Annotated in this window: 20 protein-coding genes and 1 pseudogene; 6 read left to right on the plus strand and 15 right to left on the minus strand. The window is 71.3% G+C overall.

Annotated features, from left to right (window positions below; all coding sequences use genetic code 11):
- Positions 1-571: PP2C family protein-serine/threonine phosphatase (locus tag ACQRUO_RS30190; protein ID WP_428319285.1), on the plus strand; the 571-nt coding region annotated here is incomplete at its 5' end.
- A gap of 122 nt (positions 572-693) precedes the next feature.
- Here the strand turns inward: ACQRUO_RS30190 and ACQRUO_RS30195 are convergent.
- Positions 694-819: pseudogene (locus ACQRUO_RS30195) on the minus strand (1-deoxy-D-xylulose-5-phosphate synthase N-terminal domain-containing protein); the annotation flags it as partial.
- A gap of 329 nt (positions 820-1,148) precedes the next feature.
- Between ACQRUO_RS30195 and ACQRUO_RS30200 the strand changes: the two are divergent.
- Complete coding sequence (locus ACQRUO_RS30200; protein ID WP_428319286.1) at positions 1,149-4,262, plus strand: beta strand repeat-containing protein; 3,114 nt, start codon at positions 1,149-1,151, stop codon at positions 4,260-4,262.
- A gap of 139 nt (positions 4,263-4,401) precedes the next feature.
- Here ACQRUO_RS30200 and ACQRUO_RS30205 read toward each other — a convergent pair whose 3' ends face one another.
- On the minus strand, positions 4,402-4,845 hold the full coding sequence (locus ACQRUO_RS30205) for a hypothetical protein (protein WP_428319287.1): 444 nt from the start codon (positions 4,843-4,845) through the stop codon (positions 4,402-4,404).
- A 169-nt stretch (positions 4,846-5,014) separates the two neighbouring features.
- On the minus strand, positions 5,015-5,320 hold the full coding sequence (locus ACQRUO_RS30210) for a helix-turn-helix domain-containing protein (protein WP_428319288.1): 306 nt from the start codon (positions 5,318-5,320) through the stop codon (positions 5,015-5,017).
- A 154-nt stretch (positions 5,321-5,474) separates the two neighbouring features.
- Here ACQRUO_RS30210 and ACQRUO_RS30215 point away from each other — a divergent pair, with 154 nt between their 5' ends.
- Positions 5,475-6,200, plus strand: a complete 726-nt coding sequence (locus ACQRUO_RS30215) for a TetR/AcrR family transcriptional regulator (RefSeq protein WP_428319289.1) — start codon at positions 5,475-5,477, stop codon at positions 6,198-6,200.
- Positions 6,201-6,256: 56 nt separating this feature from the next.
- Here ACQRUO_RS30215 and ACQRUO_RS30220 read toward each other — a convergent pair whose 3' ends face one another.
- On the minus strand, positions 6,257-7,891 hold the full coding sequence (locus ACQRUO_RS30220; RefSeq protein ID WP_428319290.1) for an FAD-binding oxidoreductase: 1,635 nt from the start codon (positions 7,889-7,891) through the stop codon (positions 6,257-6,259).
- A gap of 68 nt (positions 7,892-7,959) precedes the next feature.
- Here ACQRUO_RS30220 and ACQRUO_RS30225 point away from each other — a divergent pair, with 68 nt between their 5' ends.
- Positions 7,960-8,595: a TetR/AcrR family transcriptional regulator gene (locus ACQRUO_RS30225; protein WP_428319291.1), complete on the plus strand. Its 636-nt coding sequence runs from the start codon at positions 7,960-7,962 to the stop codon at positions 8,593-8,595.
- A 24-nt stretch (positions 8,596-8,619) separates the two neighbouring features.
- On the opposite strand, the gene ACQRUO_RS30230 is transcribed toward ACQRUO_RS30225, so the two are convergent.
- The 11 genes from ACQRUO_RS30230 to ACQRUO_RS30280 form a co-directional block, all read right to left on the minus strand.
- Positions 8,620-9,420, minus strand: a complete 801-nt coding sequence (locus tag ACQRUO_RS30230; RefSeq protein WP_428319292.1) for an alpha-ketoglutarate-dependent dioxygenase AlkB — start codon at positions 9,418-9,420, stop codon at positions 8,620-8,622.
- Entirely contained in the window at positions 9,404-10,633 is a 1,230-nt protein-coding gene (locus ACQRUO_RS30235) for a hypothetical protein (RefSeq protein WP_428319293.1), read from the minus strand. The genes ACQRUO_RS30230 and ACQRUO_RS30235 overlap by 17 nt, the downstream gene beginning before the upstream one ends.
- Positions 10,634-11,352: 719 nt before the next feature.
- Positions 11,353-11,934: a TetR/AcrR family transcriptional regulator gene (locus ACQRUO_RS30240; RefSeq protein WP_428319294.1), complete on the minus strand. Its 582-nt coding sequence runs from the start codon at positions 11,932-11,934 to the stop codon at positions 11,353-11,355.
- Positions 11,935-12,052: 118 nt separating this feature from the next.
- Positions 12,053-12,901, minus strand: coding sequence for an alpha/beta fold hydrolase (locus ACQRUO_RS30245; protein ID WP_428319295.1), 849 nt, complete (start codon positions 12,899-12,901; stop codon positions 12,053-12,055).
- Positions 12,902-12,941: 40 nt separating this feature from the next.
- Positions 12,942-13,829 (minus strand): SDR family NAD(P)-dependent oxidoreductase, encoded by an 888-nt coding sequence (locus ACQRUO_RS30250; protein WP_428319296.1) that lies wholly within the window; start codon positions 13,827-13,829, stop codon positions 12,942-12,944.
- 210 nt (positions 13,830-14,039) lie between these two features.
- Positions 14,040-14,579, minus strand: a complete 540-nt coding sequence (locus ACQRUO_RS30255) for a GNAT family N-acetyltransferase (protein ID WP_428319297.1) — start codon at positions 14,577-14,579, stop codon at positions 14,040-14,042.
- Between the two features lie 56 nt (positions 14,580-14,635).
- Positions 14,636-16,003, minus strand: a complete 1,368-nt coding sequence (locus ACQRUO_RS30260; RefSeq protein WP_428319298.1) for an ABC transporter permease — start codon at positions 16,001-16,003, stop codon at positions 14,636-14,638.
- Entirely contained in the window at positions 16,000-16,962 is a 963-nt protein-coding gene (locus ACQRUO_RS30265; protein WP_428319299.1) for an ABC transporter ATP-binding protein, read from the minus strand. Before ACQRUO_RS30265 ends, ACQRUO_RS30260 begins: the two co-directional genes overlap by 4 nt.
- A gap of 186 nt (positions 16,963-17,148) precedes the next feature.
- Entirely contained in the window at positions 17,149-19,902 is a 2,754-nt protein-coding gene (locus ACQRUO_RS30270; RefSeq protein ID WP_428319300.1) for a PKD domain-containing protein, read from the minus strand.
- A 544-nt stretch (positions 19,903-20,446) separates the two neighbouring features.
- Positions 20,447-21,421, minus strand: coding sequence for an aldo/keto reductase (locus tag ACQRUO_RS30275; RefSeq protein ID WP_428319301.1), 975 nt, complete (start codon positions 21,419-21,421; stop codon positions 20,447-20,449).
- A gap of 152 nt (positions 21,422-21,573) precedes the next feature.
- Positions 21,574-22,584 carry a GNAT family N-acetyltransferase gene (locus tag ACQRUO_RS30280; protein WP_428319302.1) on the minus strand — a complete coding sequence of 337 codons (1,011 nt, stop codon included), beginning with the start codon at positions 22,582-22,584 and terminating at the stop codon, positions 21,574-21,576.
- 195 nt (positions 22,585-22,779) lie between these two features.
- Between ACQRUO_RS30280 and ACQRUO_RS30285 the strand changes: the two genes are divergently transcribed.
- Together ACQRUO_RS30285 and ACQRUO_RS30290 are read left to right on the plus strand one after the other, a co-directional pair.
- Complete coding sequence (locus ACQRUO_RS30285; protein ID WP_428319303.1) at positions 22,780-23,214, plus strand: hypothetical protein; 435 nt, start codon at positions 22,780-22,782, stop codon at positions 23,212-23,214.
- Between the two features lie 100 nt (positions 23,215-23,314).
- Complete coding sequence (locus ACQRUO_RS30290) at positions 23,315-24,283, plus strand: hypothetical protein (protein WP_428319304.1); 969 nt, start codon at positions 23,315-23,317, stop codon at positions 24,281-24,283.
- Positions 24,284-24,359 lie beyond the last annotated feature (76 nt).

A 24,359-nucleotide genomic window follows, 5' to 3' on the forward strand; every position in this document is an offset into this window, starting at 1 on the left:
CACCATCATCCTGGGGGCCTTCCGGGTGCTGGCCGAGCTCGTGCCCCGCCTCGACTACCTCGTCGAGTCGATCGAGCACGCCCTCGACCGCGACATCCGCCGCCGCGGCGACACCGAGGACCCGGAGGCCTTCGCCACCGCGATCATCGCCCAGTTCGCCCCCGACGGCTCCTACGTCGACCTGGTCAACCGCGGGCACCCGGCTCCCATCCTGCTCACCGACGGCACCGCCCGCCTGCTCGACCCCCCCGCCTTCGACCTCCCCCTCGGCATGGCCGACCTCCGCGCCACCGACGGCCACCACCCCCAACGCATCCCGCTGCCCACCGGCGCGACCCTCCTGCTCTTCACCGACGGCATCACCGAGGCCCGTGACGCGACCGGCGCCTTCTACACCCCGGAGACCTTCCTCGCCGGCCGCACCTTCGCCACTCCGGAAGACCTCCTCAGCGCCCTCCTCACCGACATCGCCACCCACACCGACCACAGCGCCGCCGACGACGACCAGACCCTCCTCGCCATCACGCGTGCCGCCCGAGCCCCGGACAAGCGGCCGGACCCGCGCGGGTGACGCCGGCCCGGCGCGGGGCTGTGCGCCGGGCGGCTGCTCAGAGGTCCCTCGGCAGGGCCAAGCGCCGGCCCTCGGTGCCGGTCACCACTTCCTCGACCGCGGTGTGGCCGTGACCGGCCGGTCAGGCCGCCTGCCCGCCGCGGCCCGTCGAAGGCCTTCTCCCGGCCGGTGAGGATCTTGTGCACGTAGGTCTGGTGGCCGCTGTCGAGGAGCAGTGCGTCACGTGGCGAGTCGAAGGCCCGGTGCAACCACTAACGCGCGCCCCAGGGGTCACCCCCTGAGCCGTTCGGCTGCCCGCCGGACGAGGGGTCGAACGGACCGTCAGCGTCCCTCAGAGCCAGGCCGATCGGTTCGCCGAAGGCGGCGCGGGGCCGCCGGGACGGGATCCGGGCTCGCCGCGACCCCCTGGAGGCAGCGGCGTCACTCAGCCGCCATCCGAACGCCGGTGCGTGGCTTCCCGAACCAGGAAGTCAGTCGCACTAACGTTCATCACTGTACGTGTTCATCCAACACGAACTGTGACCACCTGGGCTGCGCCGTCCCGCCGGCCCACCGGATCGGAGACCGAACCCGCGCCATGCCCACCCCATCGCTCCTCGCCCGCAGCACCCTGCCGCCACTGGCCGTGGCACTGCTGGGCGCCACCCTGACCATCGTTCCGGGCCTGGCCCACGCCGATGCCCTGCCCGCAGGCTGCACCCAGTCCACCGCGGGCACGACCACCACCTACACCTGCACCCAGGGCCTGACCCAGAACTGGACCATCGGCGGTGGCGACACCGTGGTCGACATCAGCAACAGCGATCCCGCCAAGAACGGCATCGAGCAGAACGTCACCCTCTCGTACACCGGCAACGGCGCGGTCACCATCAACGTCAAGGGCGGGGCGGCCGGCGACAACTCCGCGCCCGGCGGAGCCGGTCTCAACCTCGGCACCATCAACGTCGCCGCCACTGCCACCAACGCCACCGTCACCGTGATCGGTGGCACGGGCGGCGGCGGCACCCTCGGCGGCATCGGTAGCCCCGCCTGCGCCGGCGGCACCATCACCATCCCGCGCGGCACCATCACCCTGCAGGGCGGCGACGCCACGACCGACAAGGCCGGCGGCGAGGCCGGCGGGAACGGCAGCACCGGCTGCACCCTCACCGCCACCGCAGGGTCCGTCACCAGCACCGGAGGCAAGGGCAGCAGCGGCAGCACCGACCCTGGCAACTTCTACCCCGTGGGCGGCAACGGCGGCAACGGCGTCACCGGAGGCACCATCACCGCCGACACCGTCACCGTCACCGGCGGCGACGGCGGCCCGGCCACCCTCCAGAAGGGTGGGCTCGGCGGGACGGGCATGTACACCGGCACCATCACCGCCAGTGCCGTCACCGCGCACGGCGCCACCGGCGGACAGGGCGGCGCCGGCTTCGCCGGCGGCGACGGCGGGGTCGGCAACCTGGCCGACAAGATCACCCTGACCGCCCCCAACGGGTCCGTCCCGAACCCCAACAGCCTCACCGCCACCGGCGGCAACGGCGGCGCCGGCGGCAGCGGCGCAGCCGGCGGTAACGCGGGCACCGGCAACGCCGGGGCGGTCGCCACGGCCGCTCCCGGCGGCGGGGTTCCCGCCGCGACGATCAGCACCCAGGGCGGCAAGGGCGGCGCGGGCGGCAGCGGCGGCGGCGCGGCCGGCTACGACGGAGCCGGCAACGACGCCACCATCGCCCTCAAGGGCAACGGCAACACGGTGAACGCCAACACCGTCGGCTACAACGGCAGGCTCGACGCCGGTAACGGCGGCAGCAACACCATCACCGTCTTCGCCAACTACGGCTTCATCAACGCCGGCTCCGCCGGCGGCAACACCTGCAACATCACGTACAACAACGCACCCGGCAGCACCTACAACTGCACCGGCGCACCCGTGATCGTGCTCCCACCCGGCTGCACCCAGGCCTCCTCGGGCACGACCACCACCTACACGTGCACCCAGGGCCTGCAGCAGGACTGGACGCTCGGCGGCGGTGACAGCGTCGTCAACATCACCAACAACGGGACCGGTGGGGGCGGCACGGGCATTTCCAACGGCACCACCCTGCACTACACCGGTACCGGCAACGTCAAGATCAACGTGACCGGGGGCAACACCGGCGGCCGCTTCAACGACGGCGGCGCGGACGGCCTCCAGGGCAGCATCATCGTCGACTCGACCGCCACCGACGTCGCCGTCAACGTCACCGGAGGCACCGGCGGCATCAACCCGCGCGTACCCAGTGCCGGCCCGGGCGGCGCGGGCGGCCGTAACTGCACCATCACCGTGCCCAAGGGCACCGTCACCCTGACCGGTGGCGACAACGGAGGCAGCAGTATCGGCGGCCCCGGCGGCGACGGCGCCGTCAACTGCACCATCACCGACCTTCCCGGAACGGTCAAGCTCGTCGGCGCCAACGGCAGCGGCTCCGGGGGCCTCGGCAGCGGAACCGGTGGCAAGGGCGGCACCGGCGCGATCGGCGGCACCGTGAACGCCGCCACGCTCCAGGCGCTCGGCGGTGCGGGCGGCAGCAGCGCCTTCAACAGCGGTCCGCAGCCCGGTGGTCGCGGTGGCGACGGCATCGCCGGGACCAACGTCACCGCGACCACCGTCACCGCGACCGGCGGCAACGGCGGGAACGGAAGCTTCGGCTCCAACTTCTCCACCGTCGGTGGAACGGGCGGAACGGGTGGGCGCGGCGGGGACGGCGCCTCCAGCGGCACCATCACCGCCACCAGCTACACCGCCACCGCCGGCAAGGGCGGCAACGGCGGGATCGGTGCCGACTCCGCCCAAGGCACCACGAACGGCGGTCCGGGCGGTGCGGGCGGCACCGGCGGCGACGGGGGCAACGGCAACAGCGCCACCATCACCGGGCCGGCCGGCGGGAAGGCGGCCATCACCGCCACCGGCGGGGCAGCCGGTCAGGGCGGACCGGGCGGCACCGGCTCCGCCGGCACCGCGACCGCCGGCGCGGCCGGCCAGCCCGGCCAGGGCAACACCGCCGCGATCACGCTCGCGGGGAGCGGCAACACCGTCACCCTCGACACCAACACCGGCAGCATCGACGCCGGGACCGGCGGCGGCAACACCATCGGCATCACCACCAACAACGGTTCGGTGAACGCCGGCTCCGCCCTCGGCAACACCTGCACCATCGGCACCAACAACAAGCCTGACGCCACCACCAACTGCCCCGGGACGCCCACGCCGACCCCGACCCCGACTCCGACGCCGGAACCGACGCCCACGCCCACACCGGTGCCGACGCCGGTGCCCACTCCCACACCGACCCCGACGCCGGAACCGACGCCCACTCCCACACCGACCCCGACGCCGGAACCGACGCCCACACCGACTCCGACTCCCACTCCGACTCCGACCCCGATCCCAGAACCGACCCCCACACCGGAGCCGACCCCGACCCCCACGCCGGTTCCCACACCCACGCCCACACCCACCCCCGTGCCCACGCCCACACCCACCCCCGTGCCGACCCCGACCCGGGTCCCGACACCCGCACCCACCCGCTCCCCCCACGGCGGCTCGTTGCCGTCGACCGGCTCGACGGGGACGGGAACGCTCGCCCTCATCGGCGTCACCGCCGTAACACTGCTCGGCGCCGGCCTGTTCGTCGTCACCCGACGCCGCTCGACCTCGGCCAAGTAGGAACCGCCGGAAGCTCTGCTCGCCAGGCGGTCATGCCACCGTCCTCGGGGCCACAGCGTGGCCCCGAGGACGGTCCCGGGCCGACTTGGACTTGCGCACCGTCGAGTAGGACCGGCGTGCCCCTCCGGCAACCTCGGCGTCAGTAGCTGAGGTACAGGACCGGGCTCTCATCGCCCCCGGACATGAGGTTGTCGGAGGTGACGAAGTTCTCCTGGACGTAGTAGGTACCGGGCGGGTAGCCCTCGAAGGAGACGTTGTCCAGGCCCGTGCAACTGCCGGCAGCGAGGTTGTCACAGTAGGTCCACCGCTGGTCCTGGTAGTCCCATCCGCCGGACGAGTTCTGCTTGTACAGGTTGAGCCAGGCCGCGTACAGCGGACGGCTGCCGTCCAGGTAGAGGCTCGCGTTTATGCTGGAACCGCCGGCACTGATGCAGGGCCGCACGTAGACGTTGGGGACGGGGTTGGCCCAGTCCCGGCAGCCGCCCCCGGCGGAGGCACTGGCGGAGCCGATGCCCGCCAGCGAGGCGACACCCGCGATCGCCAGCGCGGTGACCACCCGCGTGGTCATGGCAAGCTTCTTCACGCTTACTTCCCTTCCGAAGTCGATCGTTCGTCGTGCCCAAGGACCTGTTCCGTCCGGTACCGGAGTGCTCCGGACAACCGCCGGGACACGACATGAACCTAGCCAGCGGCACTGTCCCTTGACAGGCCATCAGCCGGCAGTTCACACGCAACTTCGACCGGGGCCGGGCTCACTCGTGCCTCGCCGGCACACCGTCCCAATCCCCTGAGCTCGCCCGCGACAGTACGGCGGCGAAGTCCCCGCCGTGTGCGCGCGAGATCATGTGCAGCTTCTCCGCGGCCGCGGGGTCAAGACCGAGTGCCGAGGCCAGCCGGCGGACCGTGGCGGCACGCGGGCGCGCCACCTCCCGGCACTCCAGATGGCTGATGGTACGGACGCTCACGCCGCTGGATTCCGACAACTCCTGTTGGGTGAGGCCGATCCGCTCACGAGCCAACCGAAGCAGTACTGCCAGATCCGGGCTCTCGTTGTCCATTGCACGCCTCCGTTCGGCGGTCCCGGACCTGAGCGTCCCCCGCCTCCTGATGCCCCGTCATACTCGGTCCCCCGCCGGGGCGCACGTCTTAATCACTCGATTAAACCGTATGATGAGGGAGCGCACCGGACCGGCGCAAGGGAGGAGAGCAGGGGTGGCGGGAGCGGTCGAGGGCGGGGCCCAGACCAAGGCGCGGCTGATCGAGGCTGCGATTCGGACCCTGCTCGCACATGGGTACAGCGGTGCCAGCGCCCGCACGATCGCCAAGGAGGCCGGGGTGAACTCGGCCCTGGTCTTCTACCACTTCGGCGGGGTGGACGCGTTGCTGCTGGCCGCCTTCAGGCAAGTGTCCGCCGAGCGTCTGGCGGTTCACCGCGCCACCATCGCCGCGGCGCACACCCTGGAGGAACTGACCGAGGCCGCCGAGCGGATCTACCGCGCCGACATCGAGGGCGGGCACATCGCCGTCTTCTCCGAGTTGGTCGGCGCGGCCATCTCCAAACCGGAGCTACGCGGTCCGATCGTCGAACACGCACAGCTCTGGCTGGAGTTCGCCGAGTCGACGCTGCAACGGGTGATCGGCGGCACCCCGTTGGCCAAGCTGGTCCCGCCCCGGGACCTGGCCAACGCGGCGATGACCTTCTACTTCGGCGTCTATCTCTTCACCGTACTGGACACGGACCGCTCGCGGACCGAGTCGCTGTTCGAGTTGGGCCGTCGGCTGGCGCCACGCGCGAAACTGCTGACGGTCCGACTGCCTCGACGAAGAACAGCCCGAGTTGTCGAGGGCAGTGCGCCGCCGAACTCGACGGCAAGCGGCCCGACCAGCACCAGAAGTGCGGGCGATTCGTCGGTGGGCCAGCAGGACTTGCCGACCTGACCGGCTGCTGCCGGCGCTCCCGGCCCGGCAGTGCCGGGGCGCGCGGTCGCCGCGCGTCAGTCGATCAGGACGCCCGGGTTGAGGATGTGGCGCGGGTCCAGTGCGTCCTTGACCGCACGCAGGGCCAGGGCGAAGGCTTCCGGGCGTTGCCGGTCGTAGCCGGGGCGGTGGTCGCGGCCGACGGCGTGGTGGTGGGTGATCGTGGCGCGGTGGCGGTGCAGGACGTCGTTCGCGACGGCCTTGAGGTCGTCCCAGACCGCGACCTCGTCGCCGGGTCGGCCGGCGGCGACCACGGTGAAGTACGGGGCGGCGCCGTCGGGGTAGACGTGGGTCAGCCGGCAGTTGATGGTCGCCGGGTGCCCGGTGGCCTTCGCAGCCGCGGCGCCGACCTCGGTGCGAACGGCGTCGATCAGCGCGGGGATCCGGTCCCAGGTGGCAGCCGTCTCGAAGGTCTCGACGACGGCGCCCATCCGGGCCAGGCCGTCGCGCAGGTACGGCATCCGCAGGAAGGCCGACCGCCAGGCGTGCACGGCCGCGTCGGCCGGGGCGTCGCCGCCTGCTGCGGGCGCCGCGCCGCGGCCGCCGTGGGCCCGGGTCAGCTCGAGGGCGGCCGCGAGGCGGTCGTCGACGGGGGCGGTGGCGGACTCGAAGCCCAGGACCAGGACGCTGGAGCCGTCCGGCGAGGCGCCGGACAACAGGGCCTCGCCGGGATCCAGCAGCCGGCAGTTGGCGGGGGCCAGGTCGCTCTGGGCGAGGGCCCGCACCGCGTCCAGCGCACGGTGGAAGTCGGTGAAGGCCACGGACGCGGACGCCCGGTGGCCGGGGCGCTGCTGCAGGCGCATCCAGGCCTCGGTGATGACCCCGAGCGTGCCTTCCGAGCCGAGGAACAGCCGGTCGGGCGAGGGCCCGGCCCCCGAGGCGGGAAGGCGCCAGGAGGTGCTGGTCCCGGCGGGCGTGACGACGCGCAGGGACTGCACGAAGTCGTCGATATGGGTACGGCCGGTGGCGTAGTGACCGCCGGCGCGGGTGGCCAGCCAGCCGCCGAGGGTGGAGAACTCGAAGCTCTGCGGGAAGTGACGCAGGGTCAGCCCGTGGGGTCGCAACTGGGCCTCCAGCACCGGGCCGAGGGCTCCGGCCTGGATCCGGGCCGCGCGCCCGGCGGTGTCGACCTCCAGGACGCGGTCCATCGAGGTCAGGTCGAGCGACAGGACGGCGCGGTGGGCGTCGCCGCGGTACTCCACGCCGCCGACCACCGAGGACCCGCCGCCGAACGGGATGACGGCCACGCCGTGTTCGCCGGCCCAGTCGAGCAGGTCGGCCACCTGCCGGTCGTCGGCCGGGCGGGCGACGAGGTCGGGGATCCGGCCGGGGCGACCGCGCAGGGCCCGCATGACGTCGCGGTAGGCCTTGCCCATGGCGTGGGCGGCGCGCTCCTGAGGATCGTCGGTGACCAGGTGGGCCAGGGTGGGCGGCGGCGACACGCGCGGCCGGGCCATGGGCAGGTCGGCGGCCCGGGGCAGCGGCAGCGGCCGGGCCAGGGTGCCCGGCACCAGTGCGCCCAGCGCGGCGCAGGCGGCGTCGTCCGGCTGGGCGTCGGCGTAGCCCCAGCCCCACCAGCAGCGGGTGCGGGAGGCGGCGGGGCCGGAGGCGGCGGGGAGGAAGGGGCCGGGGAGAGAGGGGACAGCGGGCATGGCGATGCTCCCGTGGGGTCCGGTGAACTTACCCAACGGGAAATTACCCTAGGGTAAGATCTGTTCCCATGACAACGCTCAGTTCCCGGGCTGGTACCAAGGGGGTGCCGAGGGCCACGCGCGAGCGACAGGTCCTGGCCGCCGCCACCGAGGAGTTCGGCCACCACGGCTACGAGGCGACCACCATGGCTGCCATCGCCGCCCACGTCGGGGTCACCAAGCCGCTGCTGCACCAGTACTTCGGCGGCAAGGAGGCGCTGTACCTCGCCTGCCTCGACCCGATCGGCGAGCGGTTGCTGGACGCCGTCCGCACCGCCATGGCCGACCGGGCCGACGGCGCACCGCCCGCTCACCTGCGCGTGCTGCACGCCCTGTTCACCACGCTGGAGGGGCAGCGCGAGGCGTGGTTCGTCCTCTACGACGCCACGCTGCCGCCCGACAGCGAGGCCGCACGCCGCGCCGACCACCACCGCCGCGCCATCGACGACCTCGCCGCCACCGGTTCCGCCGAGCTCCTGGGCGCGGCCGGAACCGACGACCCGCTCGACGCCGACGCCCTCAAGTACGCCTGGCGCGGCCTGTGCACCGCGCTGGTCCGCTGGTGGATCAACCACCCGGACCAGTCCCCGGAGGCCATGACGCAGCGCTGCGCCCGGATCTTCGCCGCTGCACGGGCCGCCGATCCCCTGGCGGGTGGGGGGTGAGGCGGGCGGGGCGGTTGAGGTGAATCAGCGGGGCGGCAGCAGGTCGCTTTCGCTGATGGTGTACGTCAGCGGGGGGTAGCTGAAGTCCGTTTCCCTGTTCTCACGGCGCCGCAGTCGGTAGAACTCCTGCGCCTGCTCCTCGTCGGCCGGCCTGAGGCGCTCACCCTGTGGGAGGTACGCGTGTCCGTCGCGGAACCGGACGAAGGTCTTTGACGTTCGGAAGGTGACGCCCAACCATTGGTTGTCCGGTGTCCGGGCGGGTGCGTCCAGGACGATCCTGTGCCTGAGCCGCCGATTCGAGCTGACGGAGAACGCGACGATGCTGTGGTGGTGGAGGGGGATCTCGAACTTCTCGCCATCGGACTTCTCGGCATCGGACTTCTCGCCGTCGGACTCCTTTGATTCGAAGATCAGCTTCCGCGGTGGGCCCGCATCAGGGTGCTGGTAGCAGGAGAAGACGGCGATGAACGACTCGTCGGCCAGATCGAGGGCCTGATCGGAATGGCCACCCATGGTTCGGTAAGCGTCCGTGTAGCACTCGATGAGCGCGTTGTTGAAGCCGACCGAAAGCGCCGCACGTTCCTGAATCCGTTGCGCCAGCCGTTCGTGCACCGGCCGGAAGCGCTGGGCCGGGCTGCCGTATCGGGTGGTGGTGCGCACGAGTGGCACACCACCCGCCTCGTCGACCCTGGCAAGCACAGCGCCTCGCCGGCCTTTTCCAAGGTCTTCCCAATGGACCGACGCGGACAGCTCCGCAAAGAGATCCTCCTCGGCCGGCAGGGCGCACGAGAGGATCTCGTCCGCGATCCTAGACCCGAGGGGCACGGTAGTCTCCCGTGTTCATGCTGAAGCGGAACTGGTCGCCGTACTCGATGAAGGACGAGGTCCTGTTCTCCTCCGCGTACAGCCTGCGCAGCTCGTTCATGCCGTCCGGCGTGGGTGGCCCCAGCTTCACCAGGTCTCCGGCCACCTTGAGGAACGTGTCGCCGTTCTTGTGAACGGCTTCGGCGCTCGAACAGCGCACCACGTATCCCAAGCGGGTCGGGAGCAACTCGGCGTCCAACATCGAGGGCCGGATTTCATGCGTGTACCGGCGGTTGGTGGACAGCGGCATGAAGAACACGGAGCCGGGGTAGAGCGTCACGGTGAACTGCGCGGGCAACTCGACTCCGCCGCGTTCTTCCGTCGGATCCTTGAGACGAAACCGAAGCCTGGTCAGCCCGCTGACCCCCTTCACGCCGTGGTCGAAAGCGTCCTCGGCCAAGGGCTGCAGCTTGTCGAGCTGGTCGTAGAACGTGCAGAAGGCCATGATGCCGTTGTCGGGCATGTCCTTGGTCTTGTCGGCGTGGGCCGAGATCTTGGCCTTGGACTGCTTGCGCTCGGCCGTGGCAAGGGTGTTGTGGTAGACCTGGGCAAGAACGTGATTCAGCGGCGCCTGGTCCCGAAAGACGGCAGCGGCCTCGCGGTTCAGGTCCTCGACGATCTGCGTGTCGGTCGCACGAAAGCTCTCGGTCGGCCCCGAGAGATTCGTGGAGCACCGGAGCAGACGGAAATGCAGTTCCTCGCCGTCCCGCGTGACGGGCGTCAGATAGATTCCGCTGCGATGGGCCGTTCCAGGCTTGGTCGACTCCGTCAGGGACTGGAACTCGTGCTCCGCACGGATCCGTCCGAAGTGATCGGCGTCCAGCCCGAAGAAGCGACGGTAGTACACGCCGACGCCGTGGACGCGGACGGGAACCCGGCCGAGGTCGACGAGGGTCCAGGATTCGTCGATGCCGTCGTGGTAGCCGTGCGACAGCCCCCGGATCACGAACACCCGTTCGGCCGCCTGAAGTTGACTTCCACGGATCCCGGAGATGTCACCACACAGGTAGACGGTCTTCTGCGCGAGGTCGGGCGAAGCAGAAGCAAGGTCCTCCGGCGTGATCGTGGACCCGAAGAACTCCCTGACCACGTCATGCTCCTGCACCGTCGAAGGCGCGACCAGGATGTTGCTCGCATGCTCCAGGCGGGCTTCCGTCAGCTCTGTCTTGCCCATCAAACCGTCCCTGCCATTCGCAGATCCTGCTCAAAACCGTGGACATGGCAACGGCCCGCACTCTTTCGTTTGCCGTGCGAAGCACAAGCGAAAGGAGCCGGACCGCTGAGCCATGATGCTCTCACGGGGGCTCGACAGCGAGCAACGGGGTTCTGCTGCGCGGGCAGCAGGCAGCGTGCGGCGCTGCTCGGCGAGGTGGGGGCCGGGCTGGGGCGGCAGCGCTTCCGCGGACGTGCAACCCCTGGCCGACCCGCCGCTCCCCCGCCGCCCCGACACCTGGCGGCGGCCCGGCCGGCGAGGTACCTGGGCATATGGACAAGCCAGTGGTTCTGTGACGTACTGGTAGTGGGTACCTCTCCGCAGGAGATGCCCCTACCGTGCATCGAAGTTCAAGCAGGTTGCGGAAAACTGCATAGCGCGCATTCCAAGTCGATGCACAAGTCAACCGAACACGTGGGACATTACCGATGGTGAACTGCGTTGCGAGCTGGGCATGAGAGTCCACTGACGCATACATTCCGCAGTCACCGCCACAGCCATGGCAGGCAACACGAGAAGAAGCGGCCCGAGCCCCTCAATTGGCTCAGCTGGTCGGCTCTCTTGTTGGCTACGACGTACACGTGCTCCTGATCACAGGAGCCATCGGATAGCGCATCCGCAGAGGGTGGTCCCGCCGGGGGCCACCTTCGCGCTATGTGGGTGAGGAGGCCGCCACCCGCCTACGCGTTCGGCGACGCGGTGCGCAGGCCTTCGAGGAGGGTGGCGAGGTAGCGGTGTGCGGTGGCGAGGCGGTCGGGCTGGGGGCCGCCGTGGACGTTCACGGCGTGGGCGATGCCGCACATGAGGGGGACCAGGTCAGTGGCGGTGAGGTCGGGGCGGACCGCGGCGGCGGCGCGGGCCCGGTCGAGGAGTTCGGTGCCGGCCGACGCGAGTGACTGCTTGAGTTCGGTGGTGCGCGGCAGGGTGTCCGTGTGCGCCGCGGCGACCGGGGCCAGGGCGGCGTCGGTGATCTGCGCCTCGACGGTGCGGGACAGGAAGCCCTGCAGCGCGCGCCAGGGGTCGGGATCGGCCAGCGCCTGCCGGCCGTGTTCGGCGAGGGCTTCCAGGCAGGGGGTGGCGACGGCCTCCAGCAGCGCCTCGGGGGTGGCGAAATGCCGGTAGACCGTGCCGACGCCCACACCCGCCCGGCGTGCGACGTCGTTGAGCTGCAACGGGGTGCCCTGGTCGACCAGGTCGCGGGCGATGGCGACGATCCGGTCCCAGTTGCGGGCGGCGTCCTTGCGCAGCTGTGCGGTCGTCATGGGGAGAGTCCAGGTCGCTTGTCCGTCGGTTCGCCATCCGATCGTACGCGGGGCGTCCCGGTGGGCGTGCGGGTGGGCGTGCGGGTGGGCGGGCCGCTCGGCCCGCCCACCGCGGGTGTCACCGGTGGTCCGGCTCACGACCGAGGAAGTCCGTGATGATCTCCACCCACCGGTTCGGCTGCTCCAGGAAGGGCAGGTGCCCGGTGGCGAGTTCGACGGTCTGCGCGCCGGGGACGGCCGCGGCCAGTTCGCGCTGGAGAGTGGCCGGGATCAGGGGGTCGGCGGTGGTGATGACGACCAGGGTGGGCACGGTGATCACGGCGAGGTCGGCGCGGACGTCGGCGCGGCGGACCAGGTCGACCTGGGCGGCGGTGCCGAGCGGTAGCGCCGGGGCGGTCTGCTCGGCGGCCGTGCGCAGTTGGGCGGGGGTGAGGGAGTTCAGCACCGGCGCGCTCAGGGTCTGCTGGGCCAGGTACTGGGCGAGCACGAGGTGCTCTCCGGCGGCGTGGAGCTGCTGCCAGATCGCGGCGGCCAGCTCGGTGCGGGTGTCCACCCGGGCGAAGGTCGCGCTCAGCACGAGCGAGGTGACTCGTTGCGGGTGACGGACTGCGGTGCGGATCGCGACCGGGCCGCCGAGTGAGTACCCGCAGACGGCGAACGTGTCGAGTCCTTCGGCGTCCGCGGCGGCGACGAGCTGGTCCGCCAGGACGTCGAGGTCCAGGGGCGTGTCGGCCGTGGGGGTCTGTCCCGAGCCCGGGTAGTCGACCCCGACGACGGTGTGCCGTGCGGCGAGCCCGGCCATGATCGGCCCGTAGTTGGCCTCGATGCTGCCACCTGCGCCGTGGGCGAGGAGGAGGCCGGGTCCGGAGCCGCGGACGGTGCGGGCAGAGGGGGCGGTGCCGGCTGAGGGGGCAGAGGCGGTCGGGAGTGCGTTGGTCATGGTCGTGTCCTGGTGTCGGTCGGTCATGGTCGTGTCCTCATGTGGTGGGCCCGCGGACGAGCGGTGCTCACGCGCCCACGCCGGCCGCCAGGGGTGCGTGGGCTTCGCTGAGCCGGCGCACGGCCTCGGCGATGCGCTGGTCGGTTGCCGCGCGGAACGGGGCGACGGGGTGGGCCTGGGGGCCGATGACGAGGCCGGTCCGGCCGGCCAGGGCCGGATCGGTGGCGGCGGCGATCGAGGGCCGGGCGGCCACCGACGCCGGACCGGACGTGGAGCGCTCGAACCTGCGCCGCACGAGCGGCCAGAGCAGGCGCAGCGCCGGTGAGACGATCTTCGGGTCGGTCAGCGTGCCGTCGGTCATGTCGGTCGCGGCGCCTCCGGGGTCGGCGGCGAGGACCGAGACGCCCATGCCGTCCAGCCGGGCGGCCAGGTCGAGCGTGTAGGCGAGGTTGGCGAGCTTGGCGCGGCCGTACCAGTGGAAGCCGTAGTAGCCGCCGGGCGGCTCGACGGCGTCGAACACCCGCTTGGCGACCCCGACCGCACCCGAGGTGACGTTCACGATCCGGCTCGGCGCGCCGGCCGTCAGCACGGGCAGCAGCAGTTCCGTCAGCAGGTACGGCGAGAGGTGGTTGACGACGAACGACGCCTCGATGCCGTCGAGGTCCTGTCGCTGCGCGAACATCGCTCCGATGTTGTTGACCAGCACCGTCAGCGGCTCGCCCGCGGCGGCAAGCCGGTCGGCGAGCGCGCGCACCTGGTCGAGCGAGGCGAGGTCGGCGGAGAGGAACCGGCCGGGGTGCGCCGGGCCGGTCGCGTTGATCCGCTCCACCGCCCTGGCTCCCCGTTCGGCGTCGCGTCCGACCACGGTCACCGCGTACCCGGCGGCTGCCAGGCCCAGCGCCGTCTCCAAGCCGATGCCGCCCGTTCCGGCTGTCACCACGGCTGTCTTCGTCATGCGTTCCTCCACCCCGATCGACAATCGGATAGTTCATCCGCTTGATCCGGGACGGTAGCACACATTCGGATGACCTATCCGGTTAGGCTCTACGGGGCAGCGCCGGCGGCGCAGTGGTCACGGAGCGCAAAAAAATGCGCGCGGGCAGCCGGCGGTGACCGGCTGCCCGCGCGTGGCTGGGCAAGGACCTTCAGGCGGTTCCCGGCAGACTCAGCTGCTCGGCGTGACCGGGGACCACATGCCGAGCCACTGTTCGGCGCCCCAGGCCTCGAACCGCTCCACCTCGACGAACCCCAGCTTCGCCGCGAGGCGCATCGAGCGGACGTTGGCGCTCTGGGTGGCGAGCACCACCGGTTCGCCGGGAAGCACGCCGGCGAGCCAGTCGAGTGCCGCCGCGCACGCCTCGGCGGCGTACCCGAATCCCCACGCCGCCGGCAGGAACAGGTAGCCGAGATCGACCTTCCCCGCGGCGGTCGGGCGACGGTCGCCCGGCGACCTCCTGAGCAGGAGCTGGCCGATCATCGACCCCTCGAGCTCGACGACGAAGCTGCCGGGCCACTCCTCGGGCACCGCGGGTATCTCACGCTCGAGCTCGTCACGCAGCCGGGGGCCGCCGAGGTAGGTGTGCACCTCCGACGAGGCGAGCAGCTCGACGAACGCCGCACGGTCCCGGGCCTCGGGCGCACGGAGCACGAGCCGCTCGGTCCTGATCGGCTCGGGCGGCCAGACGATGGTTCCAAGATCTTCCATCCGGACACGCTAACAGGTGGTCAAACCGACCGAACGGGACTCGCTTTGCGCCACCGTCAGCCCGGGAGCAGGTCGACGTTGCCGTCGAACTGCCAGAGCGGGTTCGGCACCGCCTGTCCCCCGCTGACGATCAGGAAGTAGCCGTTCAGCTGCACCGGTCCGTCTCCGTCGGCGATGTACCGCCCGGTCGCGGAGACGTCGAGCTGGTAGATGGCCTGGGCGGTGGCGTTGTAGCCGGGGACGTTGTACGAGACGGTGCAGCGCCAGTCGTTGCCCGGCCCCTGCTGCGAGCCGAGTCCCTCGCTCTTGTCGCAGCTGGCGGAGGTCTGCAGCTCTGCTTCGGTGACCGGCGGCTGGCGCATCTGCGCCTGTTGGTACCGGTAGAGGTGGGTGAAGGCCGTGGCCATCGAGCGCTGCACCTTGTCCTGGGTGATGCCGGAGTCGCCCCCATCGGTGACCACGGCGACGACCGAGATGGTCGCGGCCAGCAATCCGGCCAGTGGGAGGACGCCCAGGGTCAGCGCCCGGCGTCCGGCGCCGTCGTTGTTGAGGTTGGTGAAGTCCCGGCGGAGGAACAGCAGGTAGGCCAGCACCGTCGCGAGGACCGCCCAGGCCAGGCTGACGCCGACACCGATCAGCAGCTCCCCGCGCTGCTGCGGATCGGCGAAGAGGCCGTTCCAGGAGACGAAGGCGTACCCGGGCAGCGCCAGGCGCACGGCGACCGGCAGTGGCAGCAGTTGTGCGAGCTGCATCCCGAGGGCGGCGAGCATGGGCATCAGCAGGCCCATCGGGGATCGGCCCAGCGCGATGGATCCGAGCAGCCCGAGGCCCGCCAGGGCGAGCGTCGGCGCCAGCACGCAGAGCCAGGCCAGCAGCACGTCGCCGGCCGCGTCGGCGCCGGTGAGCAGGTGGCCGTCCAACCCCACCAGCGGTTGGCTTCCCTCGGCCAGGAGTCCGCCGACGATGCCGGAGAGGGCCAGGCCCGTCACCAGCAGGCCGATCACGGTGAGGCCGGCGATCGCCTTGGCCGCGAAGATCCGCCGGTACGAGCGGACCGTGATGAGCAGGTGGCGCCAGGTGCCGAGCCGGTCCTCGGAGGCGAAGACGTCGCCGGCGACCATGGAGGTGACCAACGGCAGCGCCCAGGTGCCGGCGACACCGAGCACCACCAGCGACCCGGCCCAGCCGGTGGCGTGCATCCAGCGGCCGAACAGGGTGTCCGACGGCAGGGTGCTCTGCTGGTCGATCCCGAAGACCAGCAGGCCCGGGCCGAGCCAGCAGAGCAGGAGCAGCAGGCGCACCCGCCAGGCGGAGAACTGCTTGACCAGCTCCATCCGGAGGATCCGGGCGACCGGGACCGCGCGTCTGCCCGGGGTCCCGGCCCCGGCGGTGGCGGTGGGGGCGGCGGCAACGGTCGGGGTCATCGGTCGGCCTCCTGCTCGGTGCGGGCGAGCGGCTCGGTCAGGGCGAGGAAGGCGGCTTCCAGCGGCGAGACGACCGGCGCCAACTCGCGTACCGCGATGTCCCCGTGGACCAGCCGGGCCACCAGGTCGTCCACGGCTGCCACCCGGGCACGGACGACGAGCAGGTCGGTGTCCGGTCGCGCCGCGGCGTCGTGGCCGTCGAGGAGGCTGATGCCGGGCGTTCCGGCCGCGACCGCGCGGGCGGCGGCGGGGTCCGAGGCCCGCAGCCGGTAGTCGAGTTCGCGGTTCTCGTCGGAGAGCTTCGTCACCGGGCCGGAGAAGACCACGCGCCCGGTGGCCAGGATCGTGACCTCGGAGCAGAGCGCCTCCAGGTCGTCCATCCGATGGCTCGACAGGACGACCGTGGTGCCTTCGGCCGCGAGCCGGAGCAGGACGCCGTGCACGTGCTTCTTGCCGGCCGGGTCCAGGCCGTTGGACGGCTCGTCGAGCACCAGCAGCCGCGGCCTGGTCAGCAGTGCCGCGGCCAGCCCCAGGCGCTGGCGCATGCCCAGCGAGAAGCCGCGGACCTTCTGGTCGGCGGCCCCGGTGAGTCCGACCTGCTCCAGCGCCTCCGCGACGCCCAGGGTCGGCACGTCGTCAGGGCTCAGTGCGGCGACCGTCGCGAGGTTCTGCTTCGCGGTGAGTGTGGGGTAGAGCCCGGGCCCGTCGACGAACCCGGAGACGCCGTCGGGTGCGGCCAGCCCGCGTCCGAGCGGGGCACCGAGGACCTCCAGGCTGCCTTCGTCGGCGACGGCCAGACCCAGGAGCAGGCCGAGGAGGGTGGTCTTGCCGGCGCCGTTCGGCCCGACCAGGCCGTGGATCTGACCCTGGGAGATGCTCACGTCGACTTGGTCGAGCGCGACGACATCACCGAAGGCCTTGGTGATGCCGCGGCCTCTCACCGCGACCGGTGTTTCCATGTGCGTCCATCCGTTCCTCAGCCGGCGCTCAGCTGATCCGAAGAGCTGGTTCCGGGCGCGCTACGTGTGCCGCGTGGTGCGTGGTGCGCGCCCCGCACCGGGTGGTGCACCGCAGTGCACCACCCGGCGGGGTCCGCGATCAGACCGGCCGCGGCGGACGCGGCGGACCGATCGGATTCATCGGGCTCAGCTGACGTTCATCGCGGTGTCGTCGAGCACGAACGAGGTCTGGTACTCGGAGTCCTCGGCGCCGGTGAACTTCAGCGTCACCTGCTGCCCGGCGAACGCGCTCAGGTTGAAGGTGTGCTGCGAGTACCCGGTGTTGTGGTTGAGGTTGGAGTAGGTGTACAGGTTGCGTAGGACGGTGCCGGAGCTGTTCAGCACCTGCAGCTTGAGGGTGTCGTAGGCCGTGGTGGTCGAGGTCTCGGCCGTGTCGATGTGCATCCAGAAGCTGAAGCTGTAGGTGGTGCAGCCGCTGGGCAGCGTCACGGTCTGGGCCAGGGTGTCGGTGGTGGTCTTGCCCCAGCCGTCCAGCCAGGCGTCGTAGCTGCCGCTGTGCGGCGGCTCGGAGCTGCTGCTGTTGATCACGTCGACCGGACTGTGCGTCGAGGTGACGGTCCACGGCGCGGGGTTGGACGCGCCGTTCTCGAAGCCCGGGTTGCCGAGCAGCTGTTGGGCCTGGCAGCCGGTGCCGGTGGGGGTGGCCGAGGCCTCGGTGCTCTGCGCCCCCTCGCCCACGCCGTTCACCGCGCTGACGGTGTAGTAGTAGGTCTGACCGGCCGTCAGCCCCGTGTCGGTGCACGAGGTCACGGCGCCCAGACCGCTGCAGCCGCCGCCGGTCAGCAGCGTCTCACCGCCGCTGGTGGTGCCGCGGTACACCTTGTAGGAGGTGATGTTCTCGCCGCCGGTGTTGGACGGCGGGGTCCAGTTCAGCGCGACCTGCCCGGTGCCGGCCGTGCCCGTCAGGCCGGTGGGCGCGCCCGGTGGCGTCGCGGCGATCGGCGAGGCCGTGATGGTCACCGTCGAGGTCGCGGTGTTGGCCGGCGAGGCGCTGTCGGTGACGGTGAGCGTCGCGGTGTAGGTCCCCGCGGTGCTGTAGGTGTGGCTCGGGTTCTGGCTGGTGCTGGTGCTGCCGTCACCGAAGTCCCAGCTGTAGCTGTACCCCGGGGTGCCACCGGTGCCGGTGCCGGTGAAGGCGACGCTCAGCGGTACCTGGCCGGAGGTCGGGGTGGCCGAGGCGCTGGCTGCCAGCGGGTTGCCGACGGCGTTGACCGTGGTCGTCACCTGCGAGGTCGCGGTGTTGGCGGGCGAGGCGGCGTCGGTGACGGTGAGCGTCGCGGTGTAGGTGCCCGCGGCGGTGTAGGTGTGGCTCGGGTTCTGGCTGGTGCTGGTGCTGCCGTCACCGAAGTTCCAGCTGTACGTGTACGGGGCCGTGCCGCCGGTGGCCGAGCCGGTGAAGTTCTCCGTCAGCGGCGCGTTGCCGGTGGTCGGGGAGCCCGTGGCGGTCGCGGAGAGCGGGGTCGAACCCTGGACCCAGAAGTCCTCGAGCGGGTCGCCGAGCGCGGCCTGGTCCGCGGTCGTCATCGGGAAGGTGGAGGCGCCCAGGTTGTCGTTCGGGTCGATGACGCCGGAGTGCACGTTCTCCATCGTGCGTTCCATCGCCGCCAGCACGTTGGCCGTGTTGTACGCCACGTGCGAGACGTAGTGCTGCTTGACGTAGGCCGGGTTGCCGATCACGAGCAGCGGCACGCGGTAGGTGTTGCTGACGTGGTCCGAGCCGTTGCTGCCGTTCTGGGTGTCGTCCTCGGTGACGACGATCAGCGTGTTGTCCTTGTACGTCGGGTTGGTCATGATGGAGTTGACGATGTTGTTCGTCGCGGTGTCGTTGCCCGGGATGTCCTGGTAGGTGCCCGGGTGGTCGTTGAACAGCTCGACGTAGTTGTACGCCGGCATGCCGTAGGTGTTGACGAAGTTCAGGTAGTCGTTCGAGATCGTGCTGTCGGGCAGGCTCTGGTTCTGGCAGGTGTACTCGTTGGTGTGCAGTTCCTCGGGGATGTTGGTGCCCGGGCGGTTCGGCGGGAGGACCTCGACCTTGCCGTCGGCCGGGTTCTTCCAGTAGCCGCTGCCGCTGTTGAGCATCCAGTAGATGTCGCCGTTCACGATCATCGAGTACGGGCTGGTGCCGCTGCTGGTCCCGGACGGCGCGGTGCAGGCGTTGGTGCCCTCGTCCGTGGGGCCCTGGTCGGTCTGCAGGAAGCGGTCGAACTGGGTGCCGTTCGCGGGGTACGACTGCTGCTGGCTGCTGGACGCGGACTGCCCCGAGAACAGGAACCAGTGGTTGGGGCCGGACGGCGGCTGGACCCCGGTGCTGTACGAGTCGGACAGCGAGTAGGTCTTGGCCAGCGAGTGCAGGTCCGGCACCGAGCTGATGTGGTTGGTGCTCTGCACCTGGCCGTTGCAGCCCGCGCTGATCGTGGTCGCGCAGTCCCCCAGGTAGTCGTCGAAGGTGTGGTTCTCCCGGTAGATGATCACGAAGTGCTGGAACGGCGGGAAGTACGGCGCCGTCGGGTTCACCGCCGCGGTGGGTTGTCCCGTGATCGTCTGCTGGCCGTTGGCCGTCTTCATCACGGTCTTGTCCGTGATGCTGAAGTCCTTCGGCTGCGGGAACTTCGCGAACTCCACACCGGGCGCGGCGAACACCGCGCCGGTGCAGTCGACGTCGTCCGGCTTGTAGGTCATCGGACGCTGGCCGACCGGGAGGTTCTTGGCGTTCGCCGGTGTCGTCGCCGGGTTGAAGCCCCTCAACGTGCACGAGCCGACGCCGGTGGTGGGGTGCTTCGCGACCCCGGCGACCCCCTGGGCGGTGGCCAACGAGGCCCCGCCCAGGGCGATGGTGGCCGCCAGGGCCACCCCCGCCGATCTCTTCTTCCACTTCCTCACTGATACGCCTCCGCTCAATGACGGTGCATGGACAGATGACTGCCGTCCGTATGGTCACCTCAAAGCGGGGGCCGAACAAGTAGATGCGCGTAGATTTTTCAAAATCCAAGGTTTTTCGTCTCGCGTTCGTCCGCTGTTGCCCAGGGGTTCGGCGGTCCTTGGAGCTCTGATACCGCGTCAGTATTCACCGGCTTTTTCTGTTACGGGAGTTGACGGTGTGACGGGTGGGCTGTGGCCGATCCCGAGGTCTCATGACGGCTCGTCAGGTGGTGGCCGGTGGGTGGCTCGCCGGGCTGCTGGTCGGCACCGGCAGGCGCAGAAGCTGAGAACCCTTAAGACGCGATGACCAAACCGAAGACAGGGTCAAGGTTTTCCCCGGCCGTGCGGGACGACCGAACTCCGCGCTCGGCTGCCTGAGTGGAGAATTCGCGAGTGGTGCATTCCCCGGACACTCCGATTGTCTTGCGGGTGTCGCGTTGATGGTGGCGGCGACGGCCGGGAGCCCGTTTTCGAGTTCCCGGCCGTGTCCCCCGGGGGGAGCGATTCAGCGTTCCATCATGCGCATCTGGGCCTCGTTGTGGGTGTCCCCCGCGGCCGGGGGAAGGTCGGTGAGGCTGCCGAGCTGCTTCTCGGTGAGACGGACGGCGTCGGCGGCGACGTTCTCCGCCACCCGGGCGACGTGCCGGGTGCCGGGGATGGGGGCGATGTCATCGCCCTGGGCCAGCAGCCAGGCCAGCGCCACCTGGGCCGGGGTGGCACCGATCTCGGCGGCGATCGCGGCGACCCGGTCGGCCAGCTGCAGGTTGTGCTGGAAGTTCGCACCCGCGAAGCGGGGATTGTCCAGACGGAAGTCGTTCGGGTCGAACTGGTCGGTGGAGCGGATCGTGCCGGTGAGGAAGCCACGGCCGAGCGGCGAGAACGGCACGAAGCCGATGTTCAGCTCCCGCAGCACCGGCAGCACACGGGCTTCGGGGTCACGGGTGAACAGCGAGTACTCGGACTGCACCGCGGTGACCGGGTGGACGGCATGGGCGCGGCGGATGGTCTCCGGGCCGGCCTCGGAGAGACCGAAGTACCGGACCTTGCCTTCGGCGACCAACTCCGCCACCGCGCCGGCGGTCTCCTCGATCGGGGTGTCGGGGTCGACGCGGTGCTGGTAGTACAGGTCGATGCGGTCGGTGCCCAGCCGGGTCAGGGAACCCTCGACGGCGGCGCGGATGCCGGCCGGGCTGCTGTCGGGCCCGCTCGGGCGGCCGGTGTGGGAGATCAGGCCGAACTTCGTCGCCAGCACCACCTGGTCCCGGCGCCCCTTGAGGGCCCGGCCGATGAGCTCCTCGTTGGTGTAGGGGCCGTAGACCTCGGCGGTGTCGATGAGGTTGACGCCCAGCTCCAGGGCGCGGTGCACGGTGCGGACGGCCTCGGCGTCGTCTCCCCCGGCGCCGGTGTAGGCGTGGGACATGCCCATCGCCCCCAGGCCGATCCGTGCGACGTCCAGGTCACCGAGCTTGATGTGCTGCATCGTGGTCTTCCCCTCGTGAGCCCGTCGCCGGCCCAGCGGATCCCGCGGGGCCGGCCCGGGCGTGTCGTCGGTGTGGTGCTGGTGCGGTCGGTCTCGGTGCCCCTCGTGTCCGGTGCGTGGGCACCGCACAGGAGGGGCGCGGACCGGAAGTGTCAGGCGAGCGCGTCCGTGAGTTCCGCCGTGGTGGTCTCCCGCCAGTCCAGGCGGCGCAGGATCCGGTACCCGAGGGCCTCGTTGACCGCGATCATGTGGACGTTGTCCGCATTGGTGCCGGTCAGGATCCGTCGTACCTCCGGCCGCTCCGCAACGAGCCAGCGCATCATGGCCGCCTTCACCGTGCGTCCCAGGCCGTTCCCGCGGTGTGCCGACACCACCGAGGTGTCGTTCTGGTAGCAGTTCTCCGGGCGGTAGGCGTAGCCGAGGAGCCCGGTGACACCGACGATGTCGCCGGTGGCCTCGTGGATCACGACCACCACCCGCTCCTGCGCCCCCTGCTCGGCCAGGGTGCGCTCCTCCGTGCGGATCCGCTCCCGGTCCCACCGGGGGTGCCGGACGCTGGACTCACCCAGCGGCGCGTCCTGCACCGCGTCCCGGGCGGCCGCGTAGGCGTCGATCAGCTCCTCCGGCGCCGGACTGATCCAGCGCGCCAGGCGGTACCCCGCGGGCACCGGCACGTCCCACAGTTCCGGCTTCGTCTCGTCGATGACCAGCGTCTGGACCACCGAGCGGTTCACCACGCGGAACCCGAACCGCTCCGCCCACAAGGCGCCGGGCGAACCGGTCTTCACCGCGGCGCTGTTCACCGTGGACCGCCCCGACTCGTGCAGGGCGGGCAGCAGGGCCCGCAGCAGGGCGGTCCCGATGCCCTGACGCCGGACGTCGGGATGCACGGTCACCTCTGCGTCCGCTATCGCACTGTTCTCGCCCTCCTGCACGGCGAGCTTGCCCAGCCCGACGAGGGTGCCGTTCGCGTAGGCGGCCCAGTACCGGCATGTTCCGTCGCTCAGCCAGGGTGTGCGCAGCCGTCCGACCGCGGCCTCGTAGCTGACCGGCGGGTCCTCGGGGAAGTCCAGCTGCCAGGACGCGGCCTTGGCGAGGTGGTACTCGGACAGCTCGCGGTCGGCAGCCGCCGCCGCGTCGAAGGGTCGGATCTCGAAACTCATGATCCCCATTCAACCGCAGCCGGTCCGGCCCATGTCGGGGATGTGCGGGCCGCGCGCAGGGGTCGAGGGCGGCCAGGATCAGGGAGTGGGCACCGCGGGGCGGCCTCGCCGGGTGCAGATACTCCCCAGGGGTATAGTGGCGCTCCGGCGCCCACCATGGCGCAGGAGGACCGACTCGGGAGAGGTGCGACGGCGATGGACGGTGGACAGCAGCGGCAGGCGGGCATCGCCCGGCTGGTCGCGCTGTGCGCGGTCCTGCTCGGGCTCTTCCTGATGCACGGGGCCCCGGCCTCGGCCGCCGACGGCTGCCACGGTGCCGTGGGCGCCTCGGCGTCGATGACGGGCGGCCACGCGGAGTCGGTGGATCCGGCGAAACCGGCTGCCCTTGCTCCCGCCGGCGCCGCCGCGCAGCCGGCGGGTGTGCCCCACGCGGCCGGGTCACCGTGCGTGTCCACTGCGGCGCGCGAGCGGACCCCGCTGCCGCCGGCGGGTCTGCTCGCGCTCGCCGTCCTGCCGGTCACCGGGCGCGTCCTCGGCGGCCTTCCGGCCGGCGCCCCGCTGCATCGGCGCCGGGGGCCGCCGGGGAGTGGACGGGAGCTGCTGATTCGGGTGTGCATCGCGCGGACGTGACGGGAGCCCGCCGGAACCGGTTCATCGAACCGGCGCCGGCCGAGCCGCCTCCCGCACGCACGCGCCATGCCGGCGCGCCCGAAACCGAAAGATCCCCATGATGTCCGTCTCCACGCGCTCGATCACTCGCCCGACCACCCGCCCGACCACCCGCCGCCGCACCCTGGCCGCGGCCGCCACCGGTGCTGTGCTCGCCCTGGTGCTGGCCGCCTGCGGCTCCTCCTCGACGGCCCCCGCCAGGCCGGGCACGGGTCACGGCGGTTCGGCAGCCGCCTCCGCCCCGTCGGGCCCGATGCCCTCGACGGGCGACGGCATGGACGGCATGGACGGTATGCCGGGCATGGGCATACCCGCCGGGAACGGCCTCGCCGCGGAGCAGGACGGCTACCGCCTCGACTCCACGATCGCGACCCTCCCGGCCGGACAGGCGGTCAGCTACCGCTTCACCGTCGCGGGCCCGGACGGCAGGCCCGTCACCGACTTCGCCGTCGACCAGACCAAGCCGATGCACTTCTACGCGATCCGCGCCGACCTGACCGGGTACCAGCACGTCCACCCGGTGCCGGCCGCCGACGGCACCTGGAGCGTGGACCTGGCCGCCCTGCAGGCCGGCACCTGGCGGCTGTACGCCTCGTTCACCCCCGACAGCGGCCCCGGCAAGGGCACCGACCACGTCCTGTCCCGCACCGTCACCGTCCCCGGCCGGGCGACGGACACCCCGCTGCCCGCCGCGGCCCCGAGCACCACGGTCGACGGCTACACCGTCACCGTCCAGGGCGAGCCGATGGCCGGCATGGCCCACCCGCTCACCGTCACCATCACCAAGGACGGCCGGCCGGTCACCGACCTCCAGCCGTACCTCGACACCTACGCCCACATCAGCGCCTTCCACGAGGGGGATCAGGCCTTCGCCCACCTCCACCCCGAGACCCGGGTGGACGGCGACCACGGCGGACCGGTCCTCGCCTTCCACGCCGAACTCGCCACCTCCGGCAACTGGCGGACCTTCCTGCAGTTCCAGACCGCCGGTCAGCTCCACACCGCCGCGCTGACCCTGCACGTCGCCTGACCTCGCGGTGGGGGGGGGGGGTCCCACCGCGAAGGAAACCCACCCCCCCCCCACCCCCCCACACCCCACCCCCCCC

Source organism: Kitasatospora sp. LaBMicrA B282, assembly GCF_050325825.1.
GTDB lineage: Bacteria > Actinomycetota > Actinomycetes > Streptomycetales > Streptomycetaceae > Kitasatospora.

Coding starts and splice junctions, on each gene's coding strand:
- ACQRUO_RS30250 (WP_428319296.1), bottom strand. CDS start 13,829: ATGACGAAGACAGCCGTGGTGACAGCCGGAACGGGCGGCATCGGCTTG.
- ACQRUO_RS30275 (WP_428319301.1), bottom strand. CDS start 21,421: ATGCAGCACATCAAGCTCGGTGACCTGGACGTCGCACGGATCGGCCTG.
- ACQRUO_RS30225 (WP_428319291.1), top strand. CDS start 7,960: ATGACAACGCTCAGTTCCCGGGCTGGTACCAAGGGGGTGCCGAGGGCC.
- ACQRUO_RS30290 (WP_428319304.1), top strand. CDS start 23,315: ATGTCCGTCTCCACGCGCTCGATCACTCGCCCGACCACCCGCCCGACC.
- ACQRUO_RS30245 (WP_428319295.1), bottom strand. CDS start 12,901: ATGACCGACCGACACCAGGACACGACCATGACCAACGCACTCCCGACC.
- ACQRUO_RS30220 (WP_428319290.1), bottom strand. CDS start 7,891: ATGCCCGCTGTCCCCTCTCTCCCCGGCCCCTTCCTCCCCGCCGCCTCC.
- ACQRUO_RS30265 (WP_428319299.1), bottom strand. CDS start 16,962: ATGGAAACACCGGTCGCGGTGAGAGGCCGCGGCATCACCAAGGCCTTC.
- ACQRUO_RS30260 (WP_428319298.1), bottom strand. CDS start 16,003: ATGACCCCGACCGTTGCCGCCGCCCCCACCGCCACCGCCGGGGCCGGG.
- ACQRUO_RS30200 (WP_428319286.1), top strand. CDS start 1,149: ATGCCCACCCCATCGCTCCTCGCCCGCAGCACCCTGCCGCCACTGGCC.
- ACQRUO_RS30280 (WP_428319302.1), bottom strand. CDS start 22,584: ATGAGTTTCGAGATCCGACCCTTCGACGCGGCGGCGGCTGCCGACCGC.
- ACQRUO_RS30285 (WP_428319303.1), top strand. CDS start 22,780: ATGGACGGTGGACAGCAGCGGCAGGCGGGCATCGCCCGGCTGGTCGCG.
- ACQRUO_RS30235 (WP_428319293.1), bottom strand. CDS start 10,633: ATGGGCAAGACAGAGCTGACGGAAGCCCGCCTGGAGCATGCGAGCAAC.
- ACQRUO_RS30210 (WP_428319288.1), bottom strand. CDS start 5,320: ATGGACAACGAGAGCCCGGATCTGGCAGTACTGCTTCGGTTGGCTCGT.
- ACQRUO_RS30240 (WP_428319294.1), bottom strand. CDS start 11,934: ATGACGACCGCACAGCTGCGCAAGGACGCCGCCCGCAACTGGGACCGG.
- ACQRUO_RS30255 (WP_428319297.1), bottom strand. CDS start 14,579: ATGGAAGATCTTGGAACCATCGTCTGGCCGCCCGAGCCGATCAGGACC.